This is a genomic window from Arthrobacter sp. FW306-1B-G06A (genome assembly GCF_058781765.1).
Genome location: NZ_JBYSXB010000011.1, coordinates 45,890 through 67,626, shown reverse-complemented (window position 1 = coordinate 67,626; position 21,737 = coordinate 45,890). Strand labels below are relative to the sequence as shown.

Here is a 21,737-nt window from a genome sequence, read left to right as displayed (position 1 = left end):
GATGCTCGCCCACCCCCGCGCTGGCGGCTTTCTCGGCGAACGGGATGTGACCGCGGTGGAAGACATGGACCGTCCCGATTGCGAGCTTGACCGGCTCAACCGGAGTTACGCGCGGTTTCCGATCGTCAACGCCGTAGTTTCCGGCTGGCGGGCCACCTACAGCTCACGGATCAAGCCTTTGCTCACGACGGCGGTGCCCACCACGGTCCTTGACATCGGCTGCGGCGGTGGAGACGTCGCCCGTAACCTCGCTCGTCGTGCCGCGGCGGACGGCTATCAGCTGGAAATAACCGGAATCGACCCGGACGAGCGCGCCTTCCAGTTCGCCAACTCCGCTCCGCCGGTGGAGCGCGTGAGCTACCGGAAGGCCCTCAGCTCGGAGCTCGTGTCAGAAGGTCGCACATTCGACGTCGTTATTTCCAACCATGTCCTGCACCACCTGACCACCCCGGAACTCGCCGCCTTCCTTCACGATTCCGAACAGCTTTGCGGCCGGATCGCCCTGCACAACGACCTCAAACGCAGCCGCATGGCCTACGCACTTTTCTGGGCAGGATCCTGGCCCCTCGGCATCGGTTCCTACATCCACGGCGACGGCCTCACGTCCATCAGGCGCAGCTATACCGCGGCGGAACTCCGTGCGGCCACTCCCCCGGCCTGGACGGTTGAACCGAGCGGCTTGTGGCACAACCTGCTGGTCTACCGGCCCGGCGAGGTCCATGATGTTTGACGTCGTGGTGGTTGGAGCCGGACCTGTCGGGCTATATATGGCAGCCCTGCTGCTGCAAAACGGGCACCGCGTCGCGGTTCTCGAAAGGCGCGCGACGTCGGGCCGCCAGACGCGCGCCATAGGAATCCATCCTCCCGCCCTGGCGGCCTTGGACGCAGTAGGTGCCGCACATCCCTTGGTCTCTTCCGGGGTCCGCATCACCCACGGTGCGGCTTACAGCGGTGGCAGGAAAGTTGCCGACATGGACTTCGCCCGCCCCTCCGCCGAGTACCCCTTCATCCTTTCCGTTCCGCAATACCTCACCACCCACGCCCTCGAGTCCAGGGTGATCGACCTCGATCCGGGAGCCCTCCACCGCGGGGTGCAGGTTGAGGAAGTCGTCGACGACGGCGGACACCTGCGTCTGCGGGGACAGCAATCGGGGGCTCCGGTGGAATTTCTAGGCCGCTTCGTAGTGGCCGCCGACGGTGTCCATTCCGCCGTCCGTGAGGGACTGGGTTTGGAGCCGCGTCTCCGCACCTATCCCGACTACTACGTCATGGGCGATTTCCGGGATGAATCGACGTACGGCGACAACGCCGTCCTCTTCCTTGAGCCCGGAGGAATCGTGGAGTCCTTCCCCCTGCCCGACGGCATCCGCCGGTGGGTGGTCCGGCTTGGCGCGCCGTGCCAGGAACCCACTCCCCATGCGCTCGCCGCACTTATCAAGAAGCGGACCGGCAGCGCGGTGGATTCCGCAAGCAATACGATGATCAGCGCGTTCGGCGTCACCTCCCGGATGGTCTCCCGCATGATCCACGGACGGGTCGCCCTGATTGGAGACGCCGCCCATGAGATCAGCCCGATCGGCGGCCAAGGGATGAACCTGGGCTGGTTGGACGCCGTTGCCTTGGCGCCGATCATCAGCGAAGCATTGCGAACATCCGCGGGAGGCCCTGCCACCAAGGAACTCGCTGGATTCGAGCGGGACCGGCAGCGTGCAGCGAAGAAAGCCATCTGGCAGGCCAGCCTCAACATGGCGCTGGGCCGCCCCTTGCCCCCGAAGGTCCTCAACGCAAGGAACGCGGTGATCGGCCGAGCCATCACCTTGCCGATGTTCTCGGAGCTTGTTGCCCGTAGATTCACGATGCATTGACACTAAGCTCAATCCATGGACTTTGAGACCCGCCCCATGGCTGCCGGCCCGGACACCACGTTTACTGCCTCGGAAATCCGCAGCGCAGTCCAGGACTTGCTCGGCCTCGAAGGCCTCCCGCCCATCGTGCAGGTCGGCCATCCCGTGCTGCGCCAGCGCGCCGCGCCCTATGACGGCCAGCTCGACGACACCGAACTGGCGCAACTGGTCGAGCGGATGCGGGATGTCATGCACGCCGCTCCCGGTGTGGGCCTCGCCGCACCGCAGCTCGGCATCCCCTTGCAGCTGGCCGTGCTCGAAGACCATTTCGATGTTGACCCTGTGGCCTCGGAGATCCGCCAAAGGACACCGCTGGGCTTCTTCGCGATACTGAACCCCGGCTACGAACCCGAGGGGACTGCAACGGCGTCGTTCTACGAAGGCTGTTTGTCGATGCGCGGATTCCAGGCCGTGGTCACACGGCACCGCGATGTCCGCCTGCATTATCAGCGTCCCGACGGCAGTGCAGCCTCGGCTGGATTCTCCGGATGGCAGGCCCGGATAGTCCAGCACGAGACCGACCACCTGCAAGGCGGACTCTATGTGGACCGCGCCGAGCTGCGGTCCCTGGCGAACGATGCAGAATACTCAGCACATTGGGCGTACCCCGGTATCGACGAGGCACGCCGCGGGCTTGGTTTCCTCAATCCGTAGCTGAGCCGGCCTCGCGGGGCCGGTTTGCTGCTGAAGGCAGGTGCCTTGCCCACCACGCGAGGATCTGCTCGAAACGCTGTCGCCTGTGGTGTGGCGTGCCCGAGCGCGATAGTTCGTGATCTTCACCCGGGAAGAGGAGCAACGCCGTCTCCACGCCTTGCGCCTTGAGGGCGGCAAAGTAGCGCTGGCCCTGTTCAACCGGGCATCGGAGATCGTTTTCGCTGTGGACTACCAGCGTGGGTGTCCGGACTGCGGTCACCACGGCCATGGGGCTTTGGGCCGCCATCTGTTCCAGCGAGCCGCCCGTGTATTGGCCACCGAAGAACCATCCAATATCCGATGATCCGGCAAAGCTGACGGGGTCAAGGAATCCGCGCTCCACGATGGCTGCCTTGAAGCGGTGTTCGTGGCCGATGACCCAGGCCGTCAGGTATCCGCCGTAGGACCCGCCCATGATGCCGATCGATTCCTTGTCCATCACCGGGAAGGCTTCCAGGGCACCATCCAGGAAGGTGAGTACATCCGCCATGTCCACGGTGCCCATCTTTTCCTTGATGGCCCCGCCGTGCGCCTGGCCGTACCCGGCGGAACCACGCGGGTTGCACATCAGCACGGCGTATCCCGCCTCGGCGTAAACCTGGGCTTCGTCGAAGAAGGCTCCCGTGTACTGCGCGAAAGGGCCGCCGTGGATGGTGAGCAGCACGGGGTGCGGGCCTGGCCCCTCCGGCAGGACCGCCCAGCCATGGACCGGGTAGCCGTCAGGGCCGGTGGCTGTGAACTCGTGCGGTTCAAGAATGGCTGCTTTGCCTCGGAGCGCCCTGGCGAAATCGGTGAGCACCCGGAATTCACCGTTCTCCAGAACGCCGAGCTCACCGTTGCTGAACGCGTCACCGAAAGAGACAGACACGATGTCTCGCACCGCGGAAGCGCCGATCACCACCCGGGGCCCCTCGACGAGGACCTCGGTCCCGCCGTCGGCCGTCCAGCGGATCAGTTGCACGTTCCCACGAGTCGTGTTGGGCGCCAGCACCCCATCCGCTCCGACGGTTTCGAGGGGGCAGCCAACGTCCTGGTTTTCGACGTCGCTCAGCATCGTCGCCTTGCCACCCCGGACCGGCATGACATATAGCGCTGTGTTCCTCGCGACGAAATCCAGGCCGTCATCGCCGAGGTCCTGTGCCGTAAAGAACAGCCGTTCGCCGTCCACGGACTCGCAGACTTCCAGGACAGACTGCGGTGCAGCGTCCGGACGCAGCGCGGTGATGTCCCCTCCCGCGGCGGGGACACGATAGATACCCGAGGCGAGATCGGCGTCGTGGCCTTCGTGAAGCGAGGCGACGAAGTAAACGCTCTCGCCGTTGCGGCTGAACGACGGCGAGGTGTGGTCGACGTCGCCGGAGGTCAACTGCATGGCCCGCGGCACCAGGCTCGCGGCCTCTGGCCCGAGGGCTTTAGCGGCCCTCCCGGCGGGGGCCACCGGCGGTTCCGCTCCGGGCTCGGGAACGTCGACGACGAACAGTTGCGCGGGCTTGTCGGCGGTGTAACCCAGTCCATTGAGCCTGTATTGGTTGTCGGTGATCAATCGGGGGTCTTCGCTGCCCGGCCCGACGCCGTCAACCGTTCCGTAACGGCCTTCCTCGGGAACCCGCGAAGAGAAAACAATCCTGTGAGAATCGGGTGCCCAGGAAAAGTCCGAGACACCCAGTTTCTGCTCAGTGATCGCTTGCGGTTCCCCGCCGTCGGCCTCCACCACGTGCAGTTGCGGCTTGCCGTCCGGCGTCGCCCTGAGGAATGCCAATACCGTACCGTCGGGCGAGAATGCCGGTGCGGTGTCCCGGAACCCACGGGTTATCCGACGGGGCGGGATCGCAGGGTCAAAAGGAACACTCCAAAGCTGCCCGACGTACGCATCAGCATCGAAATCGGGCCGCGTTACGGACACGACGGCGCGGGTCCCATCGGGATGGGCGGCGGGAGCAGAGACGGAATTCAGCAGCGGGAGTTGTTCGGCTTTCACGCTGGTGAGCCTAGCGGCCGCCACGGCGTGACGATATCTGCCACTCCGGCCGCCGTAGGATTGTCCCTATGCTTTCCGACGCCGTCCCTTCCCTGCGCTGCCCGGTCTGCAGGGGTCCTTTTGGACTAAGCGGGGCGGCGCCGCTTTCCCTGGTTTGCGTCGCCGGCCACAGTTTCGACGCCGCCAAACAGGGCTATTTCAACCTGCTCACGGGAAAGGGCACCGTCTTCGAGGCGGACACGGCAGAGATGGTCGCGGCCCGCGACGATTTCCTGGGCGCGGGCCACTACGCTCCGCTCGCCGAAGCCATCGCGGAGGAGGCGGCTCCGGTCCTGTCGGTGCCGGGCTCCCTGGTCCTCGATTCGGGGACAGGCACCGGCCACTACCTGCGGACAGTGCTGGAACGCACTCCTGCGGCAGCCATTGGCATCGATATCTCGAAGTTCGCCCTCCGCCGGGCCGCACGGCTGAATCCCGGCGCCGTCAATCTGGTGTGGGATATCTGGCGACCACTGCCCATCGCCGACCACTCCGTGGATGCCATCATCGTGGTCTTCGCGCCGCGGAACCCCCCGGAATTCGCCCGCGTCCTGCGTCCAGGCGGCCGGGTGATCGTGGTGACTCCGCGCAACGGACACCTTGGGGAGATTGCGGAACGCACCGGAATGCTCAACATTGAGCCGGGAAAAGAAGAACGACTTACCGAGTCCATGCAGGAGTTCTTCACTCTCGCGGACACCATTCACCTCGACGTGGACCTCAAGCTCGGTGGGCGGGACATCGCCGATGTCGCCTTCATGGGACCGGCGGGTCATCACCTGGAACGCGCCGCCCTTCTGGCGTCAACGACCTCGGAAACGTCCGTTCAAGCCACCGCGAAGTTCACCCTCAGCGTTTTCACAGCGCCGTAGCAAGGCGCCTAACGGGAACCTTCGCGCCGGGCTAGGATGGAAAAATAGCGACTGTGATCTTGCCGACGCTGCAGTCCGGATCAGGCCGGCTGCCGCCGCAAGTCCGGAAACAGGGGGAACGATGTTTGAATGGCTTGGCAGCAACTGGTGGGCCCTCTGGCTCACGGTGTTTCTCGCTTTCGCCGTGGTGGAGATGCTGACGCTCAGCTTCTTCTTCATCATGCTCGGGGCCGGCGCGCTGGCTGCACTCGTCGCTGACCTTGCCGGAGCCGATCTGTGGTTGCAGATTGTGGTCCTCTGCATCGTGTCCCTGCTGATGATCGCGTTCGTCCGTCCTATCGCACTCAAGCATCTGCACAAAGGGCCCGCCGAGCAACGCACCAACGTGGACCGCTTGATCGGCCAATCGGCGCTCGTCATGGAGCCCGTCAGCGCGACGGCGGGACTCGTCAAAATCGGTGGCGATGTGTGGAGCGCCCGCAGCGCGGCGGAAATCATCGACGCCGGCCAGACCGTGCAGGTCACCAGGATTGACGGCGCGACGGCGGTAGTCGCCCCGACAGCGGAAAACAGCCCGCACTAGCAGCGTCCCGCCATGGCTTACGCCACGACGTTCGACGACGAGCGTTCGGCGACTGGCGACCGGCATTTTGCCGCACACATACCGCATCAAAAACGTAACTGGGGAATGAAGGAGATGTATGGACAGCTTGGGAGGAACTGCAGCCGCGATCGTGCTGCTAGTTCTCGTCATATTCGTGATTATCGTTTTGGTCCGCTCGATCAGGATCATCCCGCAAGCGCGCGCCGGCGTCGTGGAACGCCTCGGTAAATACCAGCGCACGCTCAACCCCGGGCTCACCATCCTGATCCCGTTTGTCGACCGCTTGCTGCCGCTGTTGGACCTTCGAGAACAAGTGGTTTCCTTCCCGCCGCAGCCGGTGATTACCGAAGACAACCTGGTTGTATCGATCGACACCGTGGTCTATTTCCAGGTCACGGATCCCCGGGCAGCGACCTACGAGATCGCCAACTACATCCAGGCTGTTGAACAGCTGACCACCACGACGCTCCGTAACGTCGTGGGCGGCTTGAATCTTGAAGAAGCACTCACTTCGCGCGACCAGATCAACGGCCAGTTGCGCGGGGTCCTGGACGAAGCCACGGGACGCTGGGGAATCCGCGTTTCCCGCGTGGAGCTCAAGGCAATCGACCCGCCGCACTCCATTCAGGACTCAATGGAGAAGCAGATGCGGGCCGAGCGCGACCGGCGTGCTGCGATTCTGACGGCCGAAGGCACCAAGCAATCGGCGATCCTCACGGCCGAAGGCCAACGGCAAGCGGCAATCCTGGCTGCAGAGGGTGACGCGAAGGCAGCCATCCTCCGCGCAGATGGCGAAGCGCAGGCCATTCAGAAGGTCTTCGACGCCATCCATAAGGGCAACCCGGATCAAAAGCTGCTTGCCTACCAGTACCTCCAGACCTTGCCGAAGATTGCGGAGGGCTCATCCAACAAGCTGTGGATCATCCCGAGCGAGGTCGGTGAGGCCCTCAAGGGCATCGGCGGAGCGCTCGGTGGCGCCAACGGCGGATCCGGTGTCGCTGACCTGTTCAGCGATTCCAAACAAGAACCGTCCGCGTAACTACCGACAGTTTGAACGGGGACCGGCCACAATCTCTCTGGCCGGTCCTCTTCGCTTTGTCCTGTCAGCTTCGATCCGCGTATAATGGTGTATTTGTCCGGCCGGTTCAATCCGAACGGAACATTAACGCTTGGTCAGGCGTTTCATCTAGTGATGCAACGTGTGCAGACAGTAGTCCGGGCGACGCCTCGCGGCGTCCGGCTAGCGCGGAGCATGGTTCCGCGAACAGACAGAGGGAGTAATCATGAGCGATCGCAGCCTGCGGGGCATGCGTCTTGGCGCCCAGAGCATGGAAACCGAATCCGGCGTGGAGCCGGCGCCGCGTCAGAGGGTTGAATACCGCTGCGCGGACGGAGAGCAGGTCTTCGTTACCTTCTCCTCCGAAGCCGAGATCCCTCCTGTCTGGGTTTCCAAGACCGGCAAGGAAGCGCTCCTGGTTGATGGTGAACGCCCCGTTGACACCAACGAGAAGGCCGTCCGCACCCACTGGGACATGCTGCTGGAACGTCGCAGCCTCCCCGAGCTCGAGCAGATCCTCGAAGACCGCCTGAACATCCTGCGCGAACGTCGCGGGGAACGCCGCTCGGCATAACGCCGCAATTCCCAAAGGGCGCCGTTCCTCAGCGGACAGTTGCCGAGGGAACAGTTTCACGATAAAAGTCCGGGTCCGCACTCTTCAGAGTGCGGACCCGGACTTTTCCGTTGCATTTAGTGCATCTTCGTGGCTTCCGGTGGTTGGGTGGCCCATTCGGTCTCGGTGGCCCGCATCCAGGGATATGGCAGGAGTTCGGCTAGACCGACAGTTCCAACCTCTCCCCCGGCATCAACCAGGACCGTTGCCCCGGCTCCGTAGTTCCGCAGCAGCTCCCGGCAGACGCCACAAGGATTCGTGACCTGCGGTTCTCCGTGTTCGTCCATGCTGACTGCGACCGAGGACTCGATGGAGGCTTCCTGGGCAATGCGGGCATTGGCGAGGGCGCTGGATTCGGCACACACGTTGATTCGTTTGGAACCGATGTGAAGGCCCAGATAGATCGCCCCTGACGCGCCCCGCATCGCGGCAGCGACACGATGGTTCTCGCTGTGATGAGCCGTGAGGAGCAGTTGGCGGGCCGCGGCGTAGAGCTCTACGTCGGACTGACTGAGGTCAAACGAGATCACGTTCCTAGCTTCCAATGAAGATGCCGCTCTTCCTGCGTGCCAGCAGGTAGAAGACAATGCTCAGCACGGACAGCACCGCGACGTAAACCGGGAAGATCCACGATGCATTCATGGACTGGAGCCAGACCAGGAGATAGGAAGCCGTACCACCGAAGACGGCCACACCAATCCCGTAACCAAGGGAAGTTCCGGCGCCTCGGCATGATTTGGGCATCAGGGAACTGGTGACGACGTTGTACAGGGTCATGTTCAGGACAAGGACAACCGAGCCGCCCAGGAGGACCGCGGCGAACCCGCCGATGCCCGGACGGACGTACATCAGCATCAGGAAGACCGACGGAATCGACAGTGCGCGGGTGATCAGGAACCACTTCGAAATCGACTTGCCGTCTGCGAACTTGCCGACTACCAGGCTGCCGACAACCAGCACGGCTCCAAGAATGGTGGTGAGGGCGAAGACAGTGGTGGCGTCTTCTTTGAAGCCGCTGCGGGCCGCAGTGGGCAGGCCGGTGTTCCAGGCGTAGTTGTAGGCTTGCGCTGCTCCAACCACGAAGGTTATGGCCAGCACGCTCAGCCAATGCTTGCGCACGCCGCCCCAAACAGCTTTGGAGGAGTTCTCCGCGAGCTCCTCGGGCCGCATGGTTTCCGGAAGAGTGCGCCGAAGGTAGACCACGATGAAGCCGAAGATCGCTCCCACGATGAAGGGAACACGCCAGCCCCAGTCGGCCATGACAGCCCCGCTCAGCATCAGGCTGCACAGGTAGCTGACCAGCGAGGCGAGGAGAATGCCGGAGTTGACGAAGAAGGAGATGATGCCCGCGACGAACCCCTCGCGCCCCACGGGAACCAGTTCGACGGCGTGCGCGGTGGAAAGCGGAGCTTCAACACCGGTGGAGATGCCCTGCACGATGCGGCAGACCAAGAGGATGACGCCGGCGGCGCCGCCGATCTGCTGGTACGTCGGACACAGGGCGATGATCAGCGTGGTGATTGCCATCATCATGATGGACCAGAGCATCACTTTTCGACGGCCGATTCTGTCGGCGAAAGTACCGAGCAGGACGCCGCCCAAGGGACGGAAGGCGAACCCGACGGCGAAGACGGCCAGGGCGTTAAGCGTTGCGGCGGTGGGGTCCTGCGAGGGGAAGAACTTTGGCCCGATGAAGGCCGACAGGAGTCCGAAGACCATCCAGTCGTACCACTCAAGGGTGTTCCCGAGTCCGAGGCCCAGCAGCCCACGGCGGATTTCCGGAGAGAGCCGGGATTTCCGGGCGCTTTCCGGGCCATTCTTGACGACAGTGTCAGTCATGATTCTTTCCTTCCTCCGCACCTTCGCGGTGCGTGAGGGTACGGATCACCGTTGACATCCAGGGGGAATGGACGGTGATCGAAACTATCATTTTGGCTTGGTCCGGCAAGGCCGAACCAGCTCACCTCATGGGAAGCGAGTTAGCCCAGATAGCTACGCGTGCCTCTTCGTAGCGCTTTGAAGCAAACGGGGACACCCAGTCCCGTTAGAGGGAGCGTGGATGGCTTGCTTGGGTGCCGCAGGATCAGAAAGGGAAACACGAGGGTGGACGTGGGGCCGGGCTGGGCCTTCCGCCAGAAGGCTGAAGCGCCAACGTCTCTGATCGTGTTGCAAACTTCCCCAAGTGATGCGACTCACTTAACTATATTGAAGATATTCACCAGGTCAATGCTTTTTGGTAAATAGCCTTCGTTGCCCCGCGTGTATTGAAGAGTCTGCCGCGGCAGCGGCGTCAGTGAACCCGGAGAACGAGAAAATTTCACCAAACCATTGATTCGCTAAAATTTTTCACTATAGTTATGTGAGTCAGCTCACCGAGAGAAAGCTGGATCATGACCAACGAGATCATCACGGCATCCTCACCTGCCGGCACGAGCGCGCTTCTGGCAACTGTCGGCAACAAGGTCCGCACGATGCGCAAGGACAAGGGGATGACCCTGTCCAAACTCTCGGAAATCACCGGTCTCAGCCCGGCGATCGTCAGCCAGATCGAACGCGGGCTGGCCAACCCATCATTCACCACCTTGGCGCAGCTGGCTCACGGCCTGGACATTCCTGTGGGGAAGTTCTTCCTCGGCCAGGAAGAAACCAGGTCGCCGGTTGTCCGCAAGTCCGAGCGGCGAAACCTCAAAGGCGTCACCAAGAAGTCCGTGGGAGAGGCAGTCTATGAACTCCTGACCCCGGACCTCAATGGCGCCTTGGAGGCCCAATGGATCGTGAGTCCGCCAGGCCACGACACCAGCGCCACCCCTTTCCGCCACAGCGGCGAGGAGTTCGGCATCATCTTGTCGGGAAAGAAGGACATCTTCCTCGACGGCGAGTGCTACACGCTTGAGGCGGGCGATTCGATCACCTTCTCCTCGGATACGCCTCACTGGTACAAAAACAGCTACGAAGAGGTATGCGTAGCTATCTGGGTCAACGCCCCTCACGTATGGTGACCAGCCGGCGCTAGCCGCCGCTCGCTCCCATACACGTACGGACCCTTGGATGTCCGTTCGCAAACATCTCAATCTTCCGTGTCCAGGTCCCCCGGGACCTCTACTCGGCATGCCCTCCGCCAGGCCTGGTCCGCTGCGTACATCGCCGCAGGCTCTTCCTGAGCACCCCGTCTATACCCCGGCAACCGTTCCAACGGAATGCCCGCCGGGAAGTAAGGATCCTCCACCATGAACTCCTTTGCCACCACATCGTCACTGGAACTCAGTACGACGACGGCGGACCTCACCGCACCCGTCATCTCCCGCTCCAACGTCCTCGTGGTCGGCGGTGGGCCCGCCGGCGTGGCCGCCGCAGTCACCGCAGCACGGTCCGGCGCATCCGTCACGCTCCTGGAGCGCTACTCCTCGCTCGGTGGACTTGCCTCCGGAGGCATGGTCCTGGTGCTCGACGACATGATCAACGGCCAGGAAATCACGGTGACCGGCATCGTTTCGGAGTACGTGGAACGGCTGCAGAAGCTCGGCCTTGCTATCGTTCCGCCTGCCGATGACCGCAAGACCTCCGAGGAACTCTGGAACAAGTGGGGCCGCTACGGCACCTTCGACTTCCACTCCCACACCAACCCCAAGCCGATTTGCTACGCCGCAGCCTTCGATCCGGACGGCTGGAAGCGCGTCTCCAACGACCTTGTCCGCGAAGCCGGAGTCAACCTCCGCCTGCACTCGTGGTTCTCCCGCCCGATCGTGGACAACGGCGTGATCAAGGGCGTCATCTGCGAGACCAAGTCCGGCCCGCAGGCGTTCATGGCGGACATCGTCATCGACACGACCGGTGACATCGACGTCGCCTCCCGTGCCGGCGCCAGCCACATCAAGGACAGCTATCTCACCACCCTCGTCTTCCGCCTGGGCAACGTGGACACGGCCGCCGCAGAAGCTTTCGAGCAGGCCAACCCGAAGGAGGCCCGTGCCATCAACCGCACCATCAAGCGCCTCCTTGGCGGCGCTTGGGAACTGTGGTGGCTCAAGACGCCCATCGACGGCGTCGTCTGGTGCAACGCTCCCCACATGACCGGGTACGACGGCGTGGATCCGGCGGACATGACCGCCGCAGAGTTTGCCGCGCGCGACCGTATCACCGAGGCCGTGGAGTACGTCCGCGCCCACCTGCCCGGCTTCGAGAACTGCTACATGCTGGACGTCGCCTCCCAAATGGGCGTACGGCAGACCCGCCTGCTCGAGGGCGAATACGTCATGACCAAGGACGATGTCACCTCCCGCCGCCACTTCGCGGACACCGTGGCCCGCGGCCGCGATTACTACTACCCGTACCGCTCGCTGCTTCCCAAGGAAGTGGACCAACTCCTCGTCGCCGGCCGCCACTACTCCGCCACCCCGGAAGCGCAGAAGATGTCCCGCGAGATCCCGCCCTGCATGGCCATGGGCCAGGCAGTCGGCGTCGCCGCGGCTCTCGCGGTCGAAAACGGCACCCTCGTCCGCGACGTTTCCGCGCTGGACATCCAGCAGGGCATGCGCCGGCACGGTGCGGACCCGGGCGACATCCCGTCGTCGAACGCTACACTCGACAGCGAAGCGGTGGTGGGGGCATGAGCACCGACACGCTTCTCGATGAGTTTGAGGAAACCACGACGGCGGCGCCCGCCGGCGCCGCCAAGTCCAACGGCATCCCGCTTCCGCTCGAAGGCATCAAGATCGTGGACTTCACCCAAGTGTTCATGGGACCGTCCTGCACCCAGCTCCTGGGCGACTACGGCGCGGACATCATCAAGGTGGAACGTCCGGGCGCCGGCGACATTTCGCGCAATTCGTTCCCGGACAAGGACGGCCAGGACAACCCCATCTTCCTGTCCATCAACCGGAACAAGCGCAGCGTTTCCGTGGATACCCGCACCGACGAGGGCAAAGCCGTCCTCCGCCGGGTCATGGCCGACGCCGACGTCGTCGTCAGCAATTTCCGTTCCGGCGTGATGGAGCGGATGGGCTTCGGCTACGAGGAACTCAAGGCGGAGAACCCCGGAATTATCTGGGCCTCCGGCACGGGCTTCGGCCCGGTGGGACCCTACTCGCACAAGGGCGGCCAGGATGCGATCGCACAGGCGTACTCCGGCGTGATGTGGCGGCGCGAGTCGGACGACCAGAAGCCGGCCATCTACCCCACCACGTTGTGCGACTACATCACGGGCATGCACCTCATGCAGGGCATCCTGCTGGCACTGCGCACCCGGGAGGCGTCCGGCGTCGGGCAAAAAGTCGAGGTGACAATGTACGACTCCATGCTCCACCTGCAGATGCAGGAGGCGTGCATGCAGCTCAACCGCGGCTACGAAGTCAATTGGGGCGCCATGCCGCTGAGCGGTGTCTTCGAAACCACCGACGGCGCCGTCTGCATGGTGGGCGGCTTCACGCCTGATCCGCTCGCTCGGATTTCCGAAGCGCTGGGCCTGGACGAGGACCTCACCCAGCGGCCGGAGTTCGCCAACCTGGAGCAGCAGTTCAAGCACAAGCCGGCCTTGCAGGCGATCTTCCGGGAGCGGATGGCCACGAACACTACCGAGTACTGGACCAACCAACTGGAAAGCCAAGGCCTGCTCAACGCGCCTGTCCACACCCTGGAACAGGCACTGGCCGATGCCCAGACGGAGGCCAACGGCATGATCGTGGAAGCCGAGCACCCGGGCGTCGGCACCGTGAAGATGCTCAACGCCCCCATTCGCTTGTCTGCTACCCCGCCTTCCGTCCGGCGCGTGGCGCCGCGGCTCGGTGAGCACAATGTGGAGGTCCTCCTGGAGAACGGCTTCGACGCTGAAACCATCGAGCGCCTGCAGAAGTTGGGAGTGCTCCGGTGACCGTGTCGATGGAAGAGAAGACGATCGTCGACCAGGTCACGCTGACCATCGAGAATTACGTGGCCACGGTGGTCATCGACCGCCAGCACGTGCTCAACGCCGTCGACGGGACTGCACAAGCCCGGCTCAACGAGATCTGGAGCCAGATCGAAGCCGATCCTGACGTGCGCGCCGTCGTCATCACCGGGGCCGGCACGCGGGCGTTTTGCGTCGGGGCGGACATGTCCGCCTCTGCCGTGGACAAGACCGGCCTGCAGTATTGGGCGGAGCTTGACCCCAACGGTTTCGGCGGACTGAGCCTGCGCACGAGCCTGGACATTCCGGTGATTGCCCGGGTGAACGGCTATGCGCTGGGCGGCGGCATGGAGATGGTGCTCGGCGCCGACATTGTGGTCGCCGCGGACTCGGCCCGCTTCGGCCTCACCGAACCGCGGGTCGGGCGCTTGGCGCTCGACGGCGGCATCCACCAATTGGTGCGCCGCGTCCCCTACACGCAAGCGATGGGCATGCTCCTCACGGGCCGCAAGGCCGAGGCCGCGGAAATGCAATCGATGGGACTGGTCAACGAAGTGGTCCCCGCGGAGGAGCTCGACGCCGCGGTGCAGCGCTGGGTGGACCAGATCCTCGCCTGCGCGCCCAGCTCCGTCCGGGCCGTCAAGCAAATGGTCAGTAGGACCAGCCACCTGAGCGCCACTGATGCCCGAGGCCTCAGGCTGCCGGCACTCATGGCCGCACTCGACAGTGAAGACTCCGCTGAAGGCGTGCTCGCCTTCCAGGAAAAACGCCCGCCTGTGTGGCCGGGCCGCTGAATGCAGCATGAACAGATGCAAGACACCGAACTTCAGCACGAACGGAAGGACAAACCAATGCGGGAAGCACTAGCACCCGGAGTGTGGGGCGTCGTCGCCACTCCATTCCAGGGCAGCACCCTCGATCTGGACACCGACAGCCTGGCCCGGTTGGTGGAGCACTATGAATCCATCGGCGCGACAGGGCTGACTGTCCTGGGTGTCTTCGGCGAGGCGGCCGCCCTGACCGCAGCGGAGCGCAGCCTGGCGCTGGAAGTGGTGGTCGAAGAAACCCGATTGCCTCTCGTGGTGGGTGTGACCTCGCTCTTCACGGGCACGGCAGTCGAAGAAATCCGCGCCGCCCAGGCCGTGGCTGGCGACCGGCTCGCAGCCGTCATGGTGCAGGCCAATTCGGCCCGGCCGGAAGTTGTGATCGCGCACCTGAACGCCATCCACCAGTCCACCGGGGCCAAGGTCGTCCTGCAGGACTACCCAGTGGCCAGCGGCGTCAGCATCGGCACCGAAGCACTCATTTACGTGGTCCAGGCGTGCAAGTTTGTTGTCGCGGTCAAGGCCGAGGCCCCGCCGACCAGTGTGGCCATCGCCCAACTGTCGGCCGCCGTCGACGTCTCGGTGTTCGGCGGGCTGGGAGGTCAAGGGCTGCTGGACGAGCTGGTGGCTGGCGCCGCCGGCGCCATGACGGGGTTCTCCTACCCGGAAGCCCTCGTTGCCTGCGTCCGCGCGTGGCAATCGGGCGGTTACGACGATGCCCGGGACGCGCTGCTCCCGTACTTGCCGCTCATCAACTTCGAGCAGCAGGCCCGGATCGCATTGGCGGTCCGGAAGGAGTGCTTCCGTGAGCGGGGCTTCATCAAGGACTCCGGCGTCCGGCCGCCGGCGACTCCTTTCCCGGAGGTCCTCAGGAACGGAATGCTGACGCATCTGGCTGAAGCGGCCCACGCTTTGGATCTCTCCCTTACCCCCGCCGAGCACACAGTAGGAAGGCTCTAATGGATTTCGGAATCAGCGGCAAGACCGCCTTCGTCGCCGCCTCCACGGGAGGGCTGGGACTGTCCGTCGCCCGCGGGCTCGCGGCCGAAGGCGTCCGGGTTGCCATCACCGGCCGCCGCGGCGAGCTGGCCGAGAAGATCGCAGCAGAGCTGCAGGCCGACGGCCACAGCGCCGTGGCTGTCGAGGCCGACCTGAGCACAGCGGACGGAGTGACCGCCGCCGTCGAACGCGCAGTGGAACTACTCGGTCCCATCGACATCCTTGTCCTCAACGGCCCCGGTCCCAAGCCGGGGGCGGCCGCGAGCCTTGGCGCCGACGACATCACCGCCGCGTTCGAGCTGCTCGTGAAGCCCCACCACGCGCTTGTCTCGAAGATCCTGCCGGGGATGCGGGAGCGGCGCTGGGGACGGATCCTTGCCATCGGATCCAGCGGCGTTGTGGCACCCCTGCCCAACCTTGCCGTCTCCAACACGGGCCGCGCAGCATTGGCGGGCTACCTCAAAACCCTTGCGGCGGAAGTGGCTCTCGACGCCGTCACGGTCAACATGATCTTGCCGGGACGCATCGCCACCGATCGCGTCGCCGAACTGGACCGGGCGGCGGCCAAGCGCCGTGGCACCACGCCCGAGGAAATCCAACTCGAATCCCGCAAGACCATTCCGGCCAGACGCTACGGCGAACCGGAGGAGTTCGGCGCCGCCGCTTCTTTCCTCTGCAGCGCCCCCGCTTCCTACATCACCGGCGTCGCGCTTCGCTGCGACGGGGGCCTGATCCGGAGCCTTTAGGTCCGGCCGTCCTCCCGCACAGCCCCAACACCCAATCCCAACCGCTAAGCCAAAGGATGACCATGACTTCCACCGCCACCGAATCGGCAACGTCCGCCCGCCAGGATGTTGCCGCCGCGCAGCACCTGATCAACGGCGAATGGACCGGAGAACCCGAAATCCAGCGAATCAACCCGGCCCGCCCGGATGAACTCGCTGCCCTCTCCCCGCGAGGCACCGCCGACGACGTCGACGCGGCCATCACCGCCGCTGCCGCCGCCCAGCCAGCTTGGGCAGCCCTGCCCGCCCCTGCCCGCGGCGCCATCCTCATGACCGCCGGCAACCTCCTCCTCGAGCGCCAAAGCGCGATCGCCGAGGACCTCGTCCGCGAAGAAGGGAAGACCCTCGCCGAAGCCAAGGGAGAGGTCAAGCGTGCCTCGGACGTGCTGCGCTTCTTCGGCTCCCTCGGCTGGGGCGCCACGGGCGAAGTACTTCCCAGTGGGCTCCCGGATACCACCATTACCACCCGGCGCGAGCCGCTCGGCGTCGTCGGGCTCATCACCCCGTGGAACTTCCCCATCGCCATCCCGGCATGGAAGGCCGCCCCCGCACTCATCAGCGGTAACGCCGTGGTCATCAAGCCGGCCGAACTCACCCCGCTCTCCGCGACGCACCTTGCCCGCGCCCTCCACGACGCCGGTGTACCCGCAGGAGTCTTCAACGTGGTCCACGGAAAGGGCCGCGTGGTGGGAGACGCTTTGGCACGCGATCCCCGCATCGCCGGGCTGTCCTTCACCGGATCGACCAAAGTGGGGCTTGGGCTCCAGGAAATCCTGAACGCCCGCCGCGCCCGCGTCCAGCTTGAAATGGGCGGCAAGAACGGCGTCCTGGTGCTCGATGACGCCGATCCGCAGAAGGCCGCCGCGGTAGTCGCAGCCGGTGCGTTCGGACTCACGGGCCAGGCGTGCACGGCAACGTCCCGGGTCTACGTCACCCCGGGTGTCCGCGACGCGTTCCTCGAAGCCCTTGTTGCCGAGGCCGCGGGCTACACCGCCGGTGACGGGCTCGACGGCGCCAAGATGGGCGCTGTGGTGAGCAGCCAGCAGTTCGAACAGGACCAGGCAGCGGTGCGCACCGCCGTCGAACGCGGCGCCACCCTCCTTCACGGAGAGTACGACGGCGACCCCTCCGGAGCGCTGCTCTTCCCTGCCGCGGTGCTCACCGATATTGCGTTTGACGACGCTGCCGTGACCGAGGAAATCTTCGGTCCGGTAGTCGCGGTCCTGCAGGTCCCCGATTACGAGGCCGGACTCGCCGCCATCAATGATTCCCGCTATGGCCTCACCGCAGGCATTTGCACCGACTCCCTGGCCTTGGCCACGGATTTCGCCGCACGCGCGCAGGCGGGCGTGATCAAGGTCAACCGTCCCACGGCCGGCCTGGACTTGAACGTGCCGTTCGGTGGCGTGAAGGACTCCTCCACCAACACCTTCCGCGAGCAGGGCAAGTCCGCACTGGACTTCTTCACGTGGGGCAAGACCGTTTACACCGGTGTGTAGCGCGTCATGACCTATGTGATCGCGCAGCCCTGCGTGGACGTCAAGGATAAAGCCTGCATCGACGAATGCCCTGTGGATTGCATCTACGAAGGCGAACGCTCGCTCTACATCCACCCCTCCGAATGTGTGGACTGCGGCGCCTGCGATCCCGTCTGCCCGGTGGAGGCGATCTACTATTCAGACGATGTCCCGGATGAGTGGGCAGATTATGTCCGGGCCAACGTCGAGTTCTTCGAGGAACTCGGATCCCCGCAAGGAGCCTCGGCGCTGGGAAACCTGGGCCGGGACCACCCGGTGGTTTCAGCGGCACACGTCCCGGGCTGACGTTAGGCGGCCAGCCTGGCCTGGATCGCCCGTCGAAGCGACTCCAGGCTGGGCAGGCCCCTTAAGCCATCGGCCGTACGGTAGACGCGACACGCCATAGCCGGTTCCGCGGTGGACGGGTAGAGGTCAGTTCCGTCCACCATGAACGTCGGGGATCCGTGGAATCCGGCCATTTCCGCCTCTTCGTCGCTCACAATCTCCCTGACCGAAATCAAGGCCGGGTTGTTCCCTTCCAGCTCCACGGCCCGGGAGAAAAGTTCGCGGGCCGCCGAGCTGTGGGGACAGTCCTGGATGGTGAGCAATTCGAAATCCATGACCCCATTATCCGGCTTTGACCTGTCCGGCTCACAGCAGGTCGGCGTGATGCTCTGCGACGACGTTCGGATGGGCCCGAAGCCGGTACCGGAGGGCGTTGTCCCCGTAGGTTTCCAGAATCGGACTGTTTGTCGGGTCAACGGACAAGCCACGGGCTTTTGCCTGGAACTCAGGGCTCACGGCAAGCTGTGGCATGGTCGCGTCCAGTGCGGGGTTGTAGAAGAAGGGAAGCGAAATCCGGTCCGTGCCTCGAAGGGGTGAGATGACCCGGTGCAGGGTGGCCTTGAGGTAGCCATTGGTGGCCAGTTCCAGCATTTCGCCGATATTGACCACGAAAGTCCCCGGCACTTGTGGGGCGTCGATCCATTTCCCCTGGTACTCGACCTGGAGACCGCCTTTCCCGGGCTCAACCAGGAGAAGCGTGAGCACTCCCCCGTCACGGTGGGATCCTACGCCCTGCTTGGGTTCCGGGTTCGACTCCCCCGGATATCTCACAATTTTGAGGACAGGGAAAGCGCGCTCGGCGAATGCCGCATCAAAAGTGTCCTCGGGTGCTCCGAGCGAAACTGCCAGTGCCCGTAGCAACGCAAGCGAGATGGTACTCAGCCGTTCGGTCCATTCCGAGACAATGTCCCGCATCTCGGGCAACGCCTCCGGCCACAGGTTGGGCCCCTCCAGACGCCAATATTCGGCAATGCCAGGGCCCGGCTCAACAGCATCGCGCTCGACGCCGATGTCGATCTGCTCGCGCCAGTCGATCCCGCCGTCGGTGAGCTCGCCACCAACGCGGGTGTAACCGCGGAACTGGGGGCTGTGGACATTCTCGATCGCGAGCTTTTCCTCTTCCGGCAGCTCGAAAAAGCGGCGCGACACGTCGAGAATCGCGTCCGTCAACTCCTGCGGGATGCCGTGGCCGGCTAGGTAGAGGAAGCCAACCTCATGCATGGCATCTCGCAGTTCGTCACGGAATCGTGCGGCTTCTTCCGGGCCTGCATCCAGACGTGAGAAATCGATCACGGGCAATGTATCGAGAGTCAATGCACTTCGTCCTTTTCATCGAGTGTCGCCGTCGTGCGGATGATCCCTACGCTTCAGTTCGGCTGTTTGGGACGCCACACGCCGAAACGGTTGCCATGCGGGTCCAGGAGGTGCGCGAACTCGATCGCGCCGTTGTCAACGAACGGAATGGCTACGCTTGCACCGAGAGACTCGGCCCTGGCGATCGCGGCTTTGACGTCGTCAACCTGGACGTAGAAGATCGCCCACGACGTTCCCTCGAGCGAGGTCGTGTCCCACAGCCCGCCCTTGTCGCCATTCACCATCTGGTAGCTGGCAGGAGAGGACTCACCGAAACTCCAGTCGAAGAGCGAGCCGTAGAAGGCCTGCGTGCCCTCCGGATCGGGGGAACCGACTTCGAAGTAGTTCACTATGGAGGCCAAAACTGTTTCCTTTCCACTTCCCTCGCTGAAAGTCGGAAGCCGCCCGCGAGACCTGGGGGCGGCCTTTTCGAAGGGTTAGGGCATGACCTTGTAGAGATCGACGACGGTCTCTTCCGGGGGTGACTCGAATCCACCCGCGATGCCCGCCTGCATGCGGGGCATGAGAATGCTGTCGCGGAATTTCTCCCAACTTTCTTTCGACTCGTGGACGGCCATGATCGTCCAACCGCCCGCCGACGGGCCTGCTGCGTGGAAAGTCTGGCCCTCGGGCAAGAGCCCCTCTCCTGGGTGAACAGCGGCTATTGACGCCTCGTATTGGTCCTTGGTGCCTCCCGGGAAGAAGTGCACCACTCCGTACGGCTCCATATCTGCTCCTTGCTGGTGTGGATGGGTGTGGACATGCCAAGCAATAGACCCCGCCGCCCGGGATGTCAATGAGTTTTCAAAAGCGGGATCCACCTCCGGGATTCAGGTCCAGAATTCGTCTGCCTTGGCCGTGTCCTCGAAGAATTCCCGGCCCTCTACGACCTTTCCGTCGCGGAGAACAAAGGAAATGGCAGTTGCAATATCCAAGGTTTTTCCATCGTTTTCTGCGCGGCTTTGCTGGAGCCCGACGGTGTGGCTTTCTCCACCGACGATGTCCTGGACCGCGGCTTGGAAGGTACCCTGGGAACGTGCTCCCAGCTCGCCGAAATAGGCCAGAATGGCGTCGCGTCCTTGCTTAGTGCCGGACAGCACGCCATTCCCAGCTGCGTACCAGACTGCGTCCTCAGCGAACAACTCGCTGAGTGCCGCCAGATCACCCGTGTTAAAGGCCTCATATCCCCGCCGGACCAATTCGGCGTTTTCTGTAGCTCCCATGTTCGGATACCTCTCCGTCATCCTCGTAGGTCAATGGGACGGCTTAAGGCTATTCCTGGGCAGGGTGCCTGTCGATGGGAAAGGGCTTGAGTTGGGCGACCACGCGAACGCCCGCCGCCGGCGATTCGGTGGCAAGCTTGACCACAAGGGGCCGCACCTGGATGGAGGGTAAGCAGTGATCGATACCGCTGAAGCCGTTCTTCACGACGGCACGACGATTCCCATCACCATCCACGGAAACGGACGCGCCCTGATGGTTCCGGCCCGTTTCGCCCCTTATCCGACGGAGGAAGCCGAAACGATGCGCCGGTGGGGCGCAGATCCGGATCTGGGACCCAATCTTGTGAACGGACTCGCGCGATCCCACCGCGTCATCGTCGCCGATTATGAAAGCCACCGGATGGCCCACCCCGCGCCGGACACCCTTACTCCACGGAATGTCACGGCTGATCTCCTTGCCATCGCCGATGCCGCTGATGCCGGCAGCTTCGCCTATTACGGCTACTCCTGGCTGGCACTTTGCGGCTTGCAACTAGCAATCCGCACTGACCGGCTCTGGGCGCTGGTGATGGGCGGCTTCCCACCCCTCGATGGACCCTACGAGAGCATGTTGGCGGTCACGCGAGCAGCACATTCCATGTCCACACAATCTGCCGACGTCGTTCCTTCACCGACCGCCGACGTTGAGCCTGGAGACTGGGATTCGGTGCCCGTTCAAACGAACAAAGCACAAACCCGACAATTCGTCACTCTCTACGAGGTCCTTCAAGACTTCGACGATTCCGCCGCCGAAGTCCAGCCGGGTTTGCCCCGCCTTGCCTTCGCAGGATCGGACGATCTGATCGATTACGGCCCGGCATGGGGCAACGTTCATGTAAAGATCGGCGAGCCCCTGACGACACACAAGCAAGAACTCATTGACTCCGGGTGGGATGTCCACGTGCTTCCTGGCCTTGATCACATCGGAGCGATGCGTAGCTCCGTCGTCTTGCCGCTCCTGACGGACTGGCTCCGGAAGGTCGGCTAGGCTGCGCCCTCTTGAGACAGGTC

The 21,737-nt window shown here is 63.9% G+C and carries 24 protein-coding genes; 16 read left to right on the top strand and 8 right to left on the bottom strand.

The features are described 5' to 3' along the window. Position 1: 1 nt before the first annotated feature. From AC3WJM_RS08070 to AC3WJM_RS08060, 3 genes are read left to right on the top strand one after another with little or no spacing between them, the layout of a single operon-like run. Complete coding sequence (locus AC3WJM_RS08070; protein ID WP_492259844.1) at positions 2-730, top strand: class I SAM-dependent methyltransferase; 729 nt, start codon at positions 2-4, stop codon at positions 728-730. Continuing rightward, a complete protein-coding gene (locus tag AC3WJM_RS08065) occupies positions 720-1,865 on the top strand; it encodes an FAD-dependent oxidoreductase (protein ID WP_492259845.1) in 1,146 nt (381 codons plus the stop codon). Before AC3WJM_RS08070 ends, AC3WJM_RS08065 begins: the two co-directional genes overlap by 11 nt. A 15-nt stretch (positions 1,866-1,880) precedes the next feature. Beyond that, positions 1,881-2,558, top strand: a complete 678-nt coding sequence (locus tag AC3WJM_RS08060) for a peptide deformylase (protein ID WP_492271567.1) — start codon at positions 1,881-1,883, stop codon at positions 2,556-2,558. On the opposite strand, the gene AC3WJM_RS08055 is transcribed toward AC3WJM_RS08060, so the two are convergent. Then, a complete protein-coding gene (locus AC3WJM_RS08055; RefSeq protein ID WP_492271566.1) occupies positions 2,548-4,575 on the bottom strand; it encodes a S9 family peptidase in 2,028 nt (675 codons plus the stop codon). The two genes, AC3WJM_RS08060 and AC3WJM_RS08055, sit on opposite strands and share 11 nt — an antisense overlap. A gap of 68 nt (positions 4,576-4,643) precedes the next feature. Here AC3WJM_RS08055 and AC3WJM_RS08050 point away from each other — a divergent pair, with 68 nt between their 5' ends. The 4 genes from AC3WJM_RS08050 (at position 4,644) to AC3WJM_RS08035 (ending at position 7,721) form a co-directional block, all read left to right on the top strand. After that, positions 4,644-5,486, top strand: coding sequence for a methyltransferase domain-containing protein (locus AC3WJM_RS08050; protein WP_492271565.1), 843 nt, complete (start codon positions 4,644-4,646; stop codon positions 5,484-5,486). Positions 5,487-5,607: 121 nt separating this feature from the next. Next, positions 5,608-6,069: an NfeD family protein gene (locus tag AC3WJM_RS08045; protein ID WP_059389985.1), complete on the top strand. Its 462-nt coding sequence runs from the start codon at positions 5,608-5,610 to the stop codon at positions 6,067-6,069. A 118-nt stretch (positions 6,070-6,187) separates the two neighbouring features. Then, on the top strand, positions 6,188-7,129 hold the full coding sequence (locus AC3WJM_RS08040) for an SPFH domain-containing protein (protein WP_059389984.1): 942 nt from the start codon (positions 6,188-6,190) through the stop codon (positions 7,127-7,129). Between the two features lie 244 nt (positions 7,130-7,373). Continuing rightward, positions 7,374-7,721, top strand: coding sequence for an RNA polymerase-binding protein RbpA (locus AC3WJM_RS08035; RefSeq protein ID WP_059389983.1), 348 nt, complete (start codon positions 7,374-7,376; stop codon positions 7,719-7,721). A gap of 116 nt (positions 7,722-7,837) precedes the next feature. Here the strand turns inward: AC3WJM_RS08035 and AC3WJM_RS08030 are convergent, their stop codons facing one another. Together AC3WJM_RS08030 and AC3WJM_RS08025 are read right to left on the bottom strand one after the other, a co-directional pair. Continuing rightward, a complete protein-coding gene (locus AC3WJM_RS08030; protein WP_306959873.1) occupies positions 7,838-8,290 on the bottom strand; it encodes a cytidine/deoxycytidylate deaminase family protein in 453 nt (150 codons plus the stop codon). 4 nt (positions 8,291-8,294) lie between these two features. Next, positions 8,295-9,599: an MFS transporter gene (locus AC3WJM_RS08025; RefSeq protein ID WP_492271564.1), complete on the bottom strand. Its 1,305-nt coding sequence runs from the start codon at positions 9,597-9,599 to the stop codon at positions 8,295-8,297. Positions 9,600-10,150: 551 nt separating this feature from the next. Between AC3WJM_RS08025 and AC3WJM_RS08020 the strand changes: the two genes are divergently transcribed. From AC3WJM_RS08020 to fdxA, 8 genes are all read left to right on the top strand, one after another. Beyond that, on the top strand, positions 10,151-10,759 hold the full coding sequence (locus AC3WJM_RS08020; protein ID WP_059389980.1) for a helix-turn-helix domain-containing protein: 609 nt from the start codon (positions 10,151-10,153) through the stop codon (positions 10,757-10,759). A 228-nt stretch (positions 10,760-10,987) separates the two neighbouring features. Then, positions 10,988-12,370, top strand: a complete 1,383-nt coding sequence (locus AC3WJM_RS08015; protein WP_284989047.1) for an FAD-dependent oxidoreductase — start codon at positions 10,988-10,990, stop codon at positions 12,368-12,370. Beyond that, positions 12,367-13,626 (top strand): CaiB/BaiF CoA transferase family protein, encoded by a 1,260-nt coding sequence (locus AC3WJM_RS08010; protein ID WP_492271563.1) that lies wholly within the window; start codon positions 12,367-12,369, stop codon positions 13,624-13,626. Before AC3WJM_RS08015 ends, AC3WJM_RS08010 begins: the two co-directional genes overlap by 4 nt. An 8-nt stretch (positions 13,627-13,634) precedes the next feature. Next, positions 13,635-14,435 (top strand): enoyl-CoA hydratase-related protein, encoded by an 801-nt coding sequence (locus AC3WJM_RS08005; protein ID WP_492271588.1) that lies wholly within the window; start codon positions 13,635-13,637, stop codon positions 14,433-14,435. 57 nt (positions 14,436-14,492) lie between these two features. Then, positions 14,493-15,425 (top strand): dihydrodipicolinate synthase family protein, encoded by a 933-nt coding sequence (locus AC3WJM_RS08000; RefSeq protein ID WP_441438150.1) that lies wholly within the window; start codon positions 14,493-14,495, stop codon positions 15,423-15,425. Continuing rightward, positions 15,425-16,210: an SDR family oxidoreductase gene (locus AC3WJM_RS07995; RefSeq protein WP_306959885.1), complete on the top strand. Its 786-nt coding sequence runs from the start codon at positions 15,425-15,427 to the stop codon at positions 16,208-16,210. The genes AC3WJM_RS08000 and AC3WJM_RS07995 overlap by 1 nt, the downstream gene beginning before the upstream one ends. 62 nt (positions 16,211-16,272) lie before the next feature. Then, on the top strand, positions 16,273-17,748 hold the full coding sequence (locus AC3WJM_RS07990; RefSeq protein WP_284989054.1) for an aldehyde dehydrogenase family protein: 1,476 nt from the start codon (positions 16,273-16,275) through the stop codon (positions 17,746-17,748). A 6-nt stretch (positions 17,749-17,754) separates the two neighbouring features. Continuing rightward, positions 17,755-18,072, top strand: a complete 318-nt coding sequence (gene fdxA / locus AC3WJM_RS07985) for a ferredoxin (RefSeq protein WP_059389976.1) — start codon at positions 17,755-17,757, stop codon at positions 18,070-18,072. 2 nt (positions 18,073-18,074) lie between these two features. Here the strand turns inward: fdxA and AC3WJM_RS07980 are convergent, their stop codons facing one another. The 5 genes from AC3WJM_RS07980 to AC3WJM_RS07960 all read right to left on the bottom strand — a co-directional run bounded on the left by AC3WJM_RS07980 (position 18,075) and on the right by AC3WJM_RS07960 (position 20,687). Further along, on the bottom strand, positions 18,075-18,386 hold the full coding sequence (locus AC3WJM_RS07980) for a hypothetical protein (protein ID WP_284989055.1): 312 nt from the start codon (positions 18,384-18,386) through the stop codon (positions 18,075-18,077). 31 nt (positions 18,387-18,417) lie between these two features. Further along, positions 18,418-19,425 (bottom strand): isopenicillin N synthase family dioxygenase, encoded by a 1,008-nt coding sequence (locus tag AC3WJM_RS07975; protein ID WP_307053433.1) that lies wholly within the window; start codon positions 19,423-19,425, stop codon positions 18,418-18,420. Between the two features lie 53 nt (positions 19,426-19,478). Further along, positions 19,479-19,826 (bottom strand): VOC family protein, encoded by a 348-nt coding sequence (locus tag AC3WJM_RS07970; protein ID WP_059389973.1) that lies wholly within the window; start codon positions 19,824-19,826, stop codon positions 19,479-19,481. A gap of 75 nt (positions 19,827-19,901) precedes the next feature. Beyond that, a complete protein-coding gene (locus AC3WJM_RS07965) occupies positions 19,902-20,192 on the bottom strand; it encodes a hypothetical protein (RefSeq protein ID WP_059389972.1) in 291 nt (96 codons plus the stop codon). Between the two features lie 102 nt (positions 20,193-20,294). Beyond that, a complete protein-coding gene (locus AC3WJM_RS07960) occupies positions 20,295-20,687 on the bottom strand; it encodes a nuclear transport factor 2 family protein (protein WP_059389978.1) in 393 nt (130 codons plus the stop codon). 175 nt (positions 20,688-20,862) lie between these two features. On the opposite strand from AC3WJM_RS07960, the gene AC3WJM_RS07955 reads away from it, so the two are divergent. Next, positions 20,863-21,714 (top strand): alpha/beta hydrolase, encoded by an 852-nt coding sequence (locus AC3WJM_RS07955; RefSeq protein ID WP_492271562.1) that lies wholly within the window; start codon positions 20,863-20,865, stop codon positions 21,712-21,714. Positions 21,715-21,737: the final 23 nt, after the last annotated feature.

Coding starts and splice junctions, on each gene's coding strand:
- AC3WJM_RS08070 (WP_492259844.1), top strand. CDS start 2: ATGCTCGCCCACCCCCGCGCTGGCGGCTTTCTCGGCGAACGGGATGTG.
- AC3WJM_RS08065 (WP_492259845.1), top strand. CDS start 720: ATGATGTTTGACGTCGTGGTGGTTGGAGCCGGACCTGTCGGGCTATAT.
- AC3WJM_RS08060 (WP_492271567.1), top strand. CDS start 1,881: ATGGACTTTGAGACCCGCCCCATGGCTGCCGGCCCGGACACCACGTTT.
- AC3WJM_RS08050 (WP_492271565.1), top strand. CDS start 4,644: ATGCTTTCCGACGCCGTCCCTTCCCTGCGCTGCCCGGTCTGCAGGGGT.
- AC3WJM_RS08045 (WP_059389985.1), top strand. CDS start 5,608: ATGTTTGAATGGCTTGGCAGCAACTGGTGGGCCCTCTGGCTCACGGTG.
- AC3WJM_RS08040 (WP_059389984.1), top strand. CDS start 6,188: ATGGACAGCTTGGGAGGAACTGCAGCCGCGATCGTGCTGCTAGTTCTC.
- AC3WJM_RS08035 (WP_059389983.1), top strand. CDS start 7,374: ATGAGCGATCGCAGCCTGCGGGGCATGCGTCTTGGCGCCCAGAGCATG.
- AC3WJM_RS08025 (WP_492271564.1), bottom strand. CDS start 9,599: ATGACTGACACTGTCGTCAAGAATGGCCCGGAAAGCGCCCGGAAATCC.
- AC3WJM_RS08020 (WP_059389980.1), top strand. CDS start 10,151: ATGACCAACGAGATCATCACGGCATCCTCACCTGCCGGCACGAGCGCG.
- AC3WJM_RS08015 (WP_284989047.1), top strand. CDS start 10,988: ATGAACTCCTTTGCCACCACATCGTCACTGGAACTCAGTACGACGACG.
- AC3WJM_RS08010 (WP_492271563.1), top strand. CDS start 12,367: ATGAGCACCGACACGCTTCTCGATGAGTTTGAGGAAACCACGACGGCG.
- AC3WJM_RS08005 (WP_492271588.1), top strand. CDS start 13,635: ATGGAAGAGAAGACGATCGTCGACCAGGTCACGCTGACCATCGAGAAT.
- AC3WJM_RS08000 (WP_441438150.1), top strand. CDS start 14,493: ATGCGGGAAGCACTAGCACCCGGAGTGTGGGGCGTCGTCGCCACTCCA.
- AC3WJM_RS07995 (WP_306959885.1), top strand. CDS start 15,425: ATGGATTTCGGAATCAGCGGCAAGACCGCCTTCGTCGCCGCCTCCACG.
- AC3WJM_RS07990 (WP_284989054.1), top strand. CDS start 16,273: ATGACTTCCACCGCCACCGAATCGGCAACGTCCGCCCGCCAGGATGTT.
- fdxA (WP_059389976.1), top strand. CDS start 17,755: ATGACCTATGTGATCGCGCAGCCCTGCGTGGACGTCAAGGATAAAGCC.
- AC3WJM_RS07980 (WP_284989055.1), bottom strand. CDS start 18,386: ATGGATTTCGAATTGCTCACCATCCAGGACTGTCCCCACAGCTCGGCG.
- AC3WJM_RS07965 (WP_059389972.1), bottom strand. CDS start 20,192: ATGGAGCCGTACGGAGTGGTGCACTTCTTCCCGGGAGGCACCAAGGAC.
- AC3WJM_RS07960 (WP_059389978.1), bottom strand. CDS start 20,687: ATGGGAGCTACAGAAAACGCCGAATTGGTCCGGCGGGGATATGAGGCC.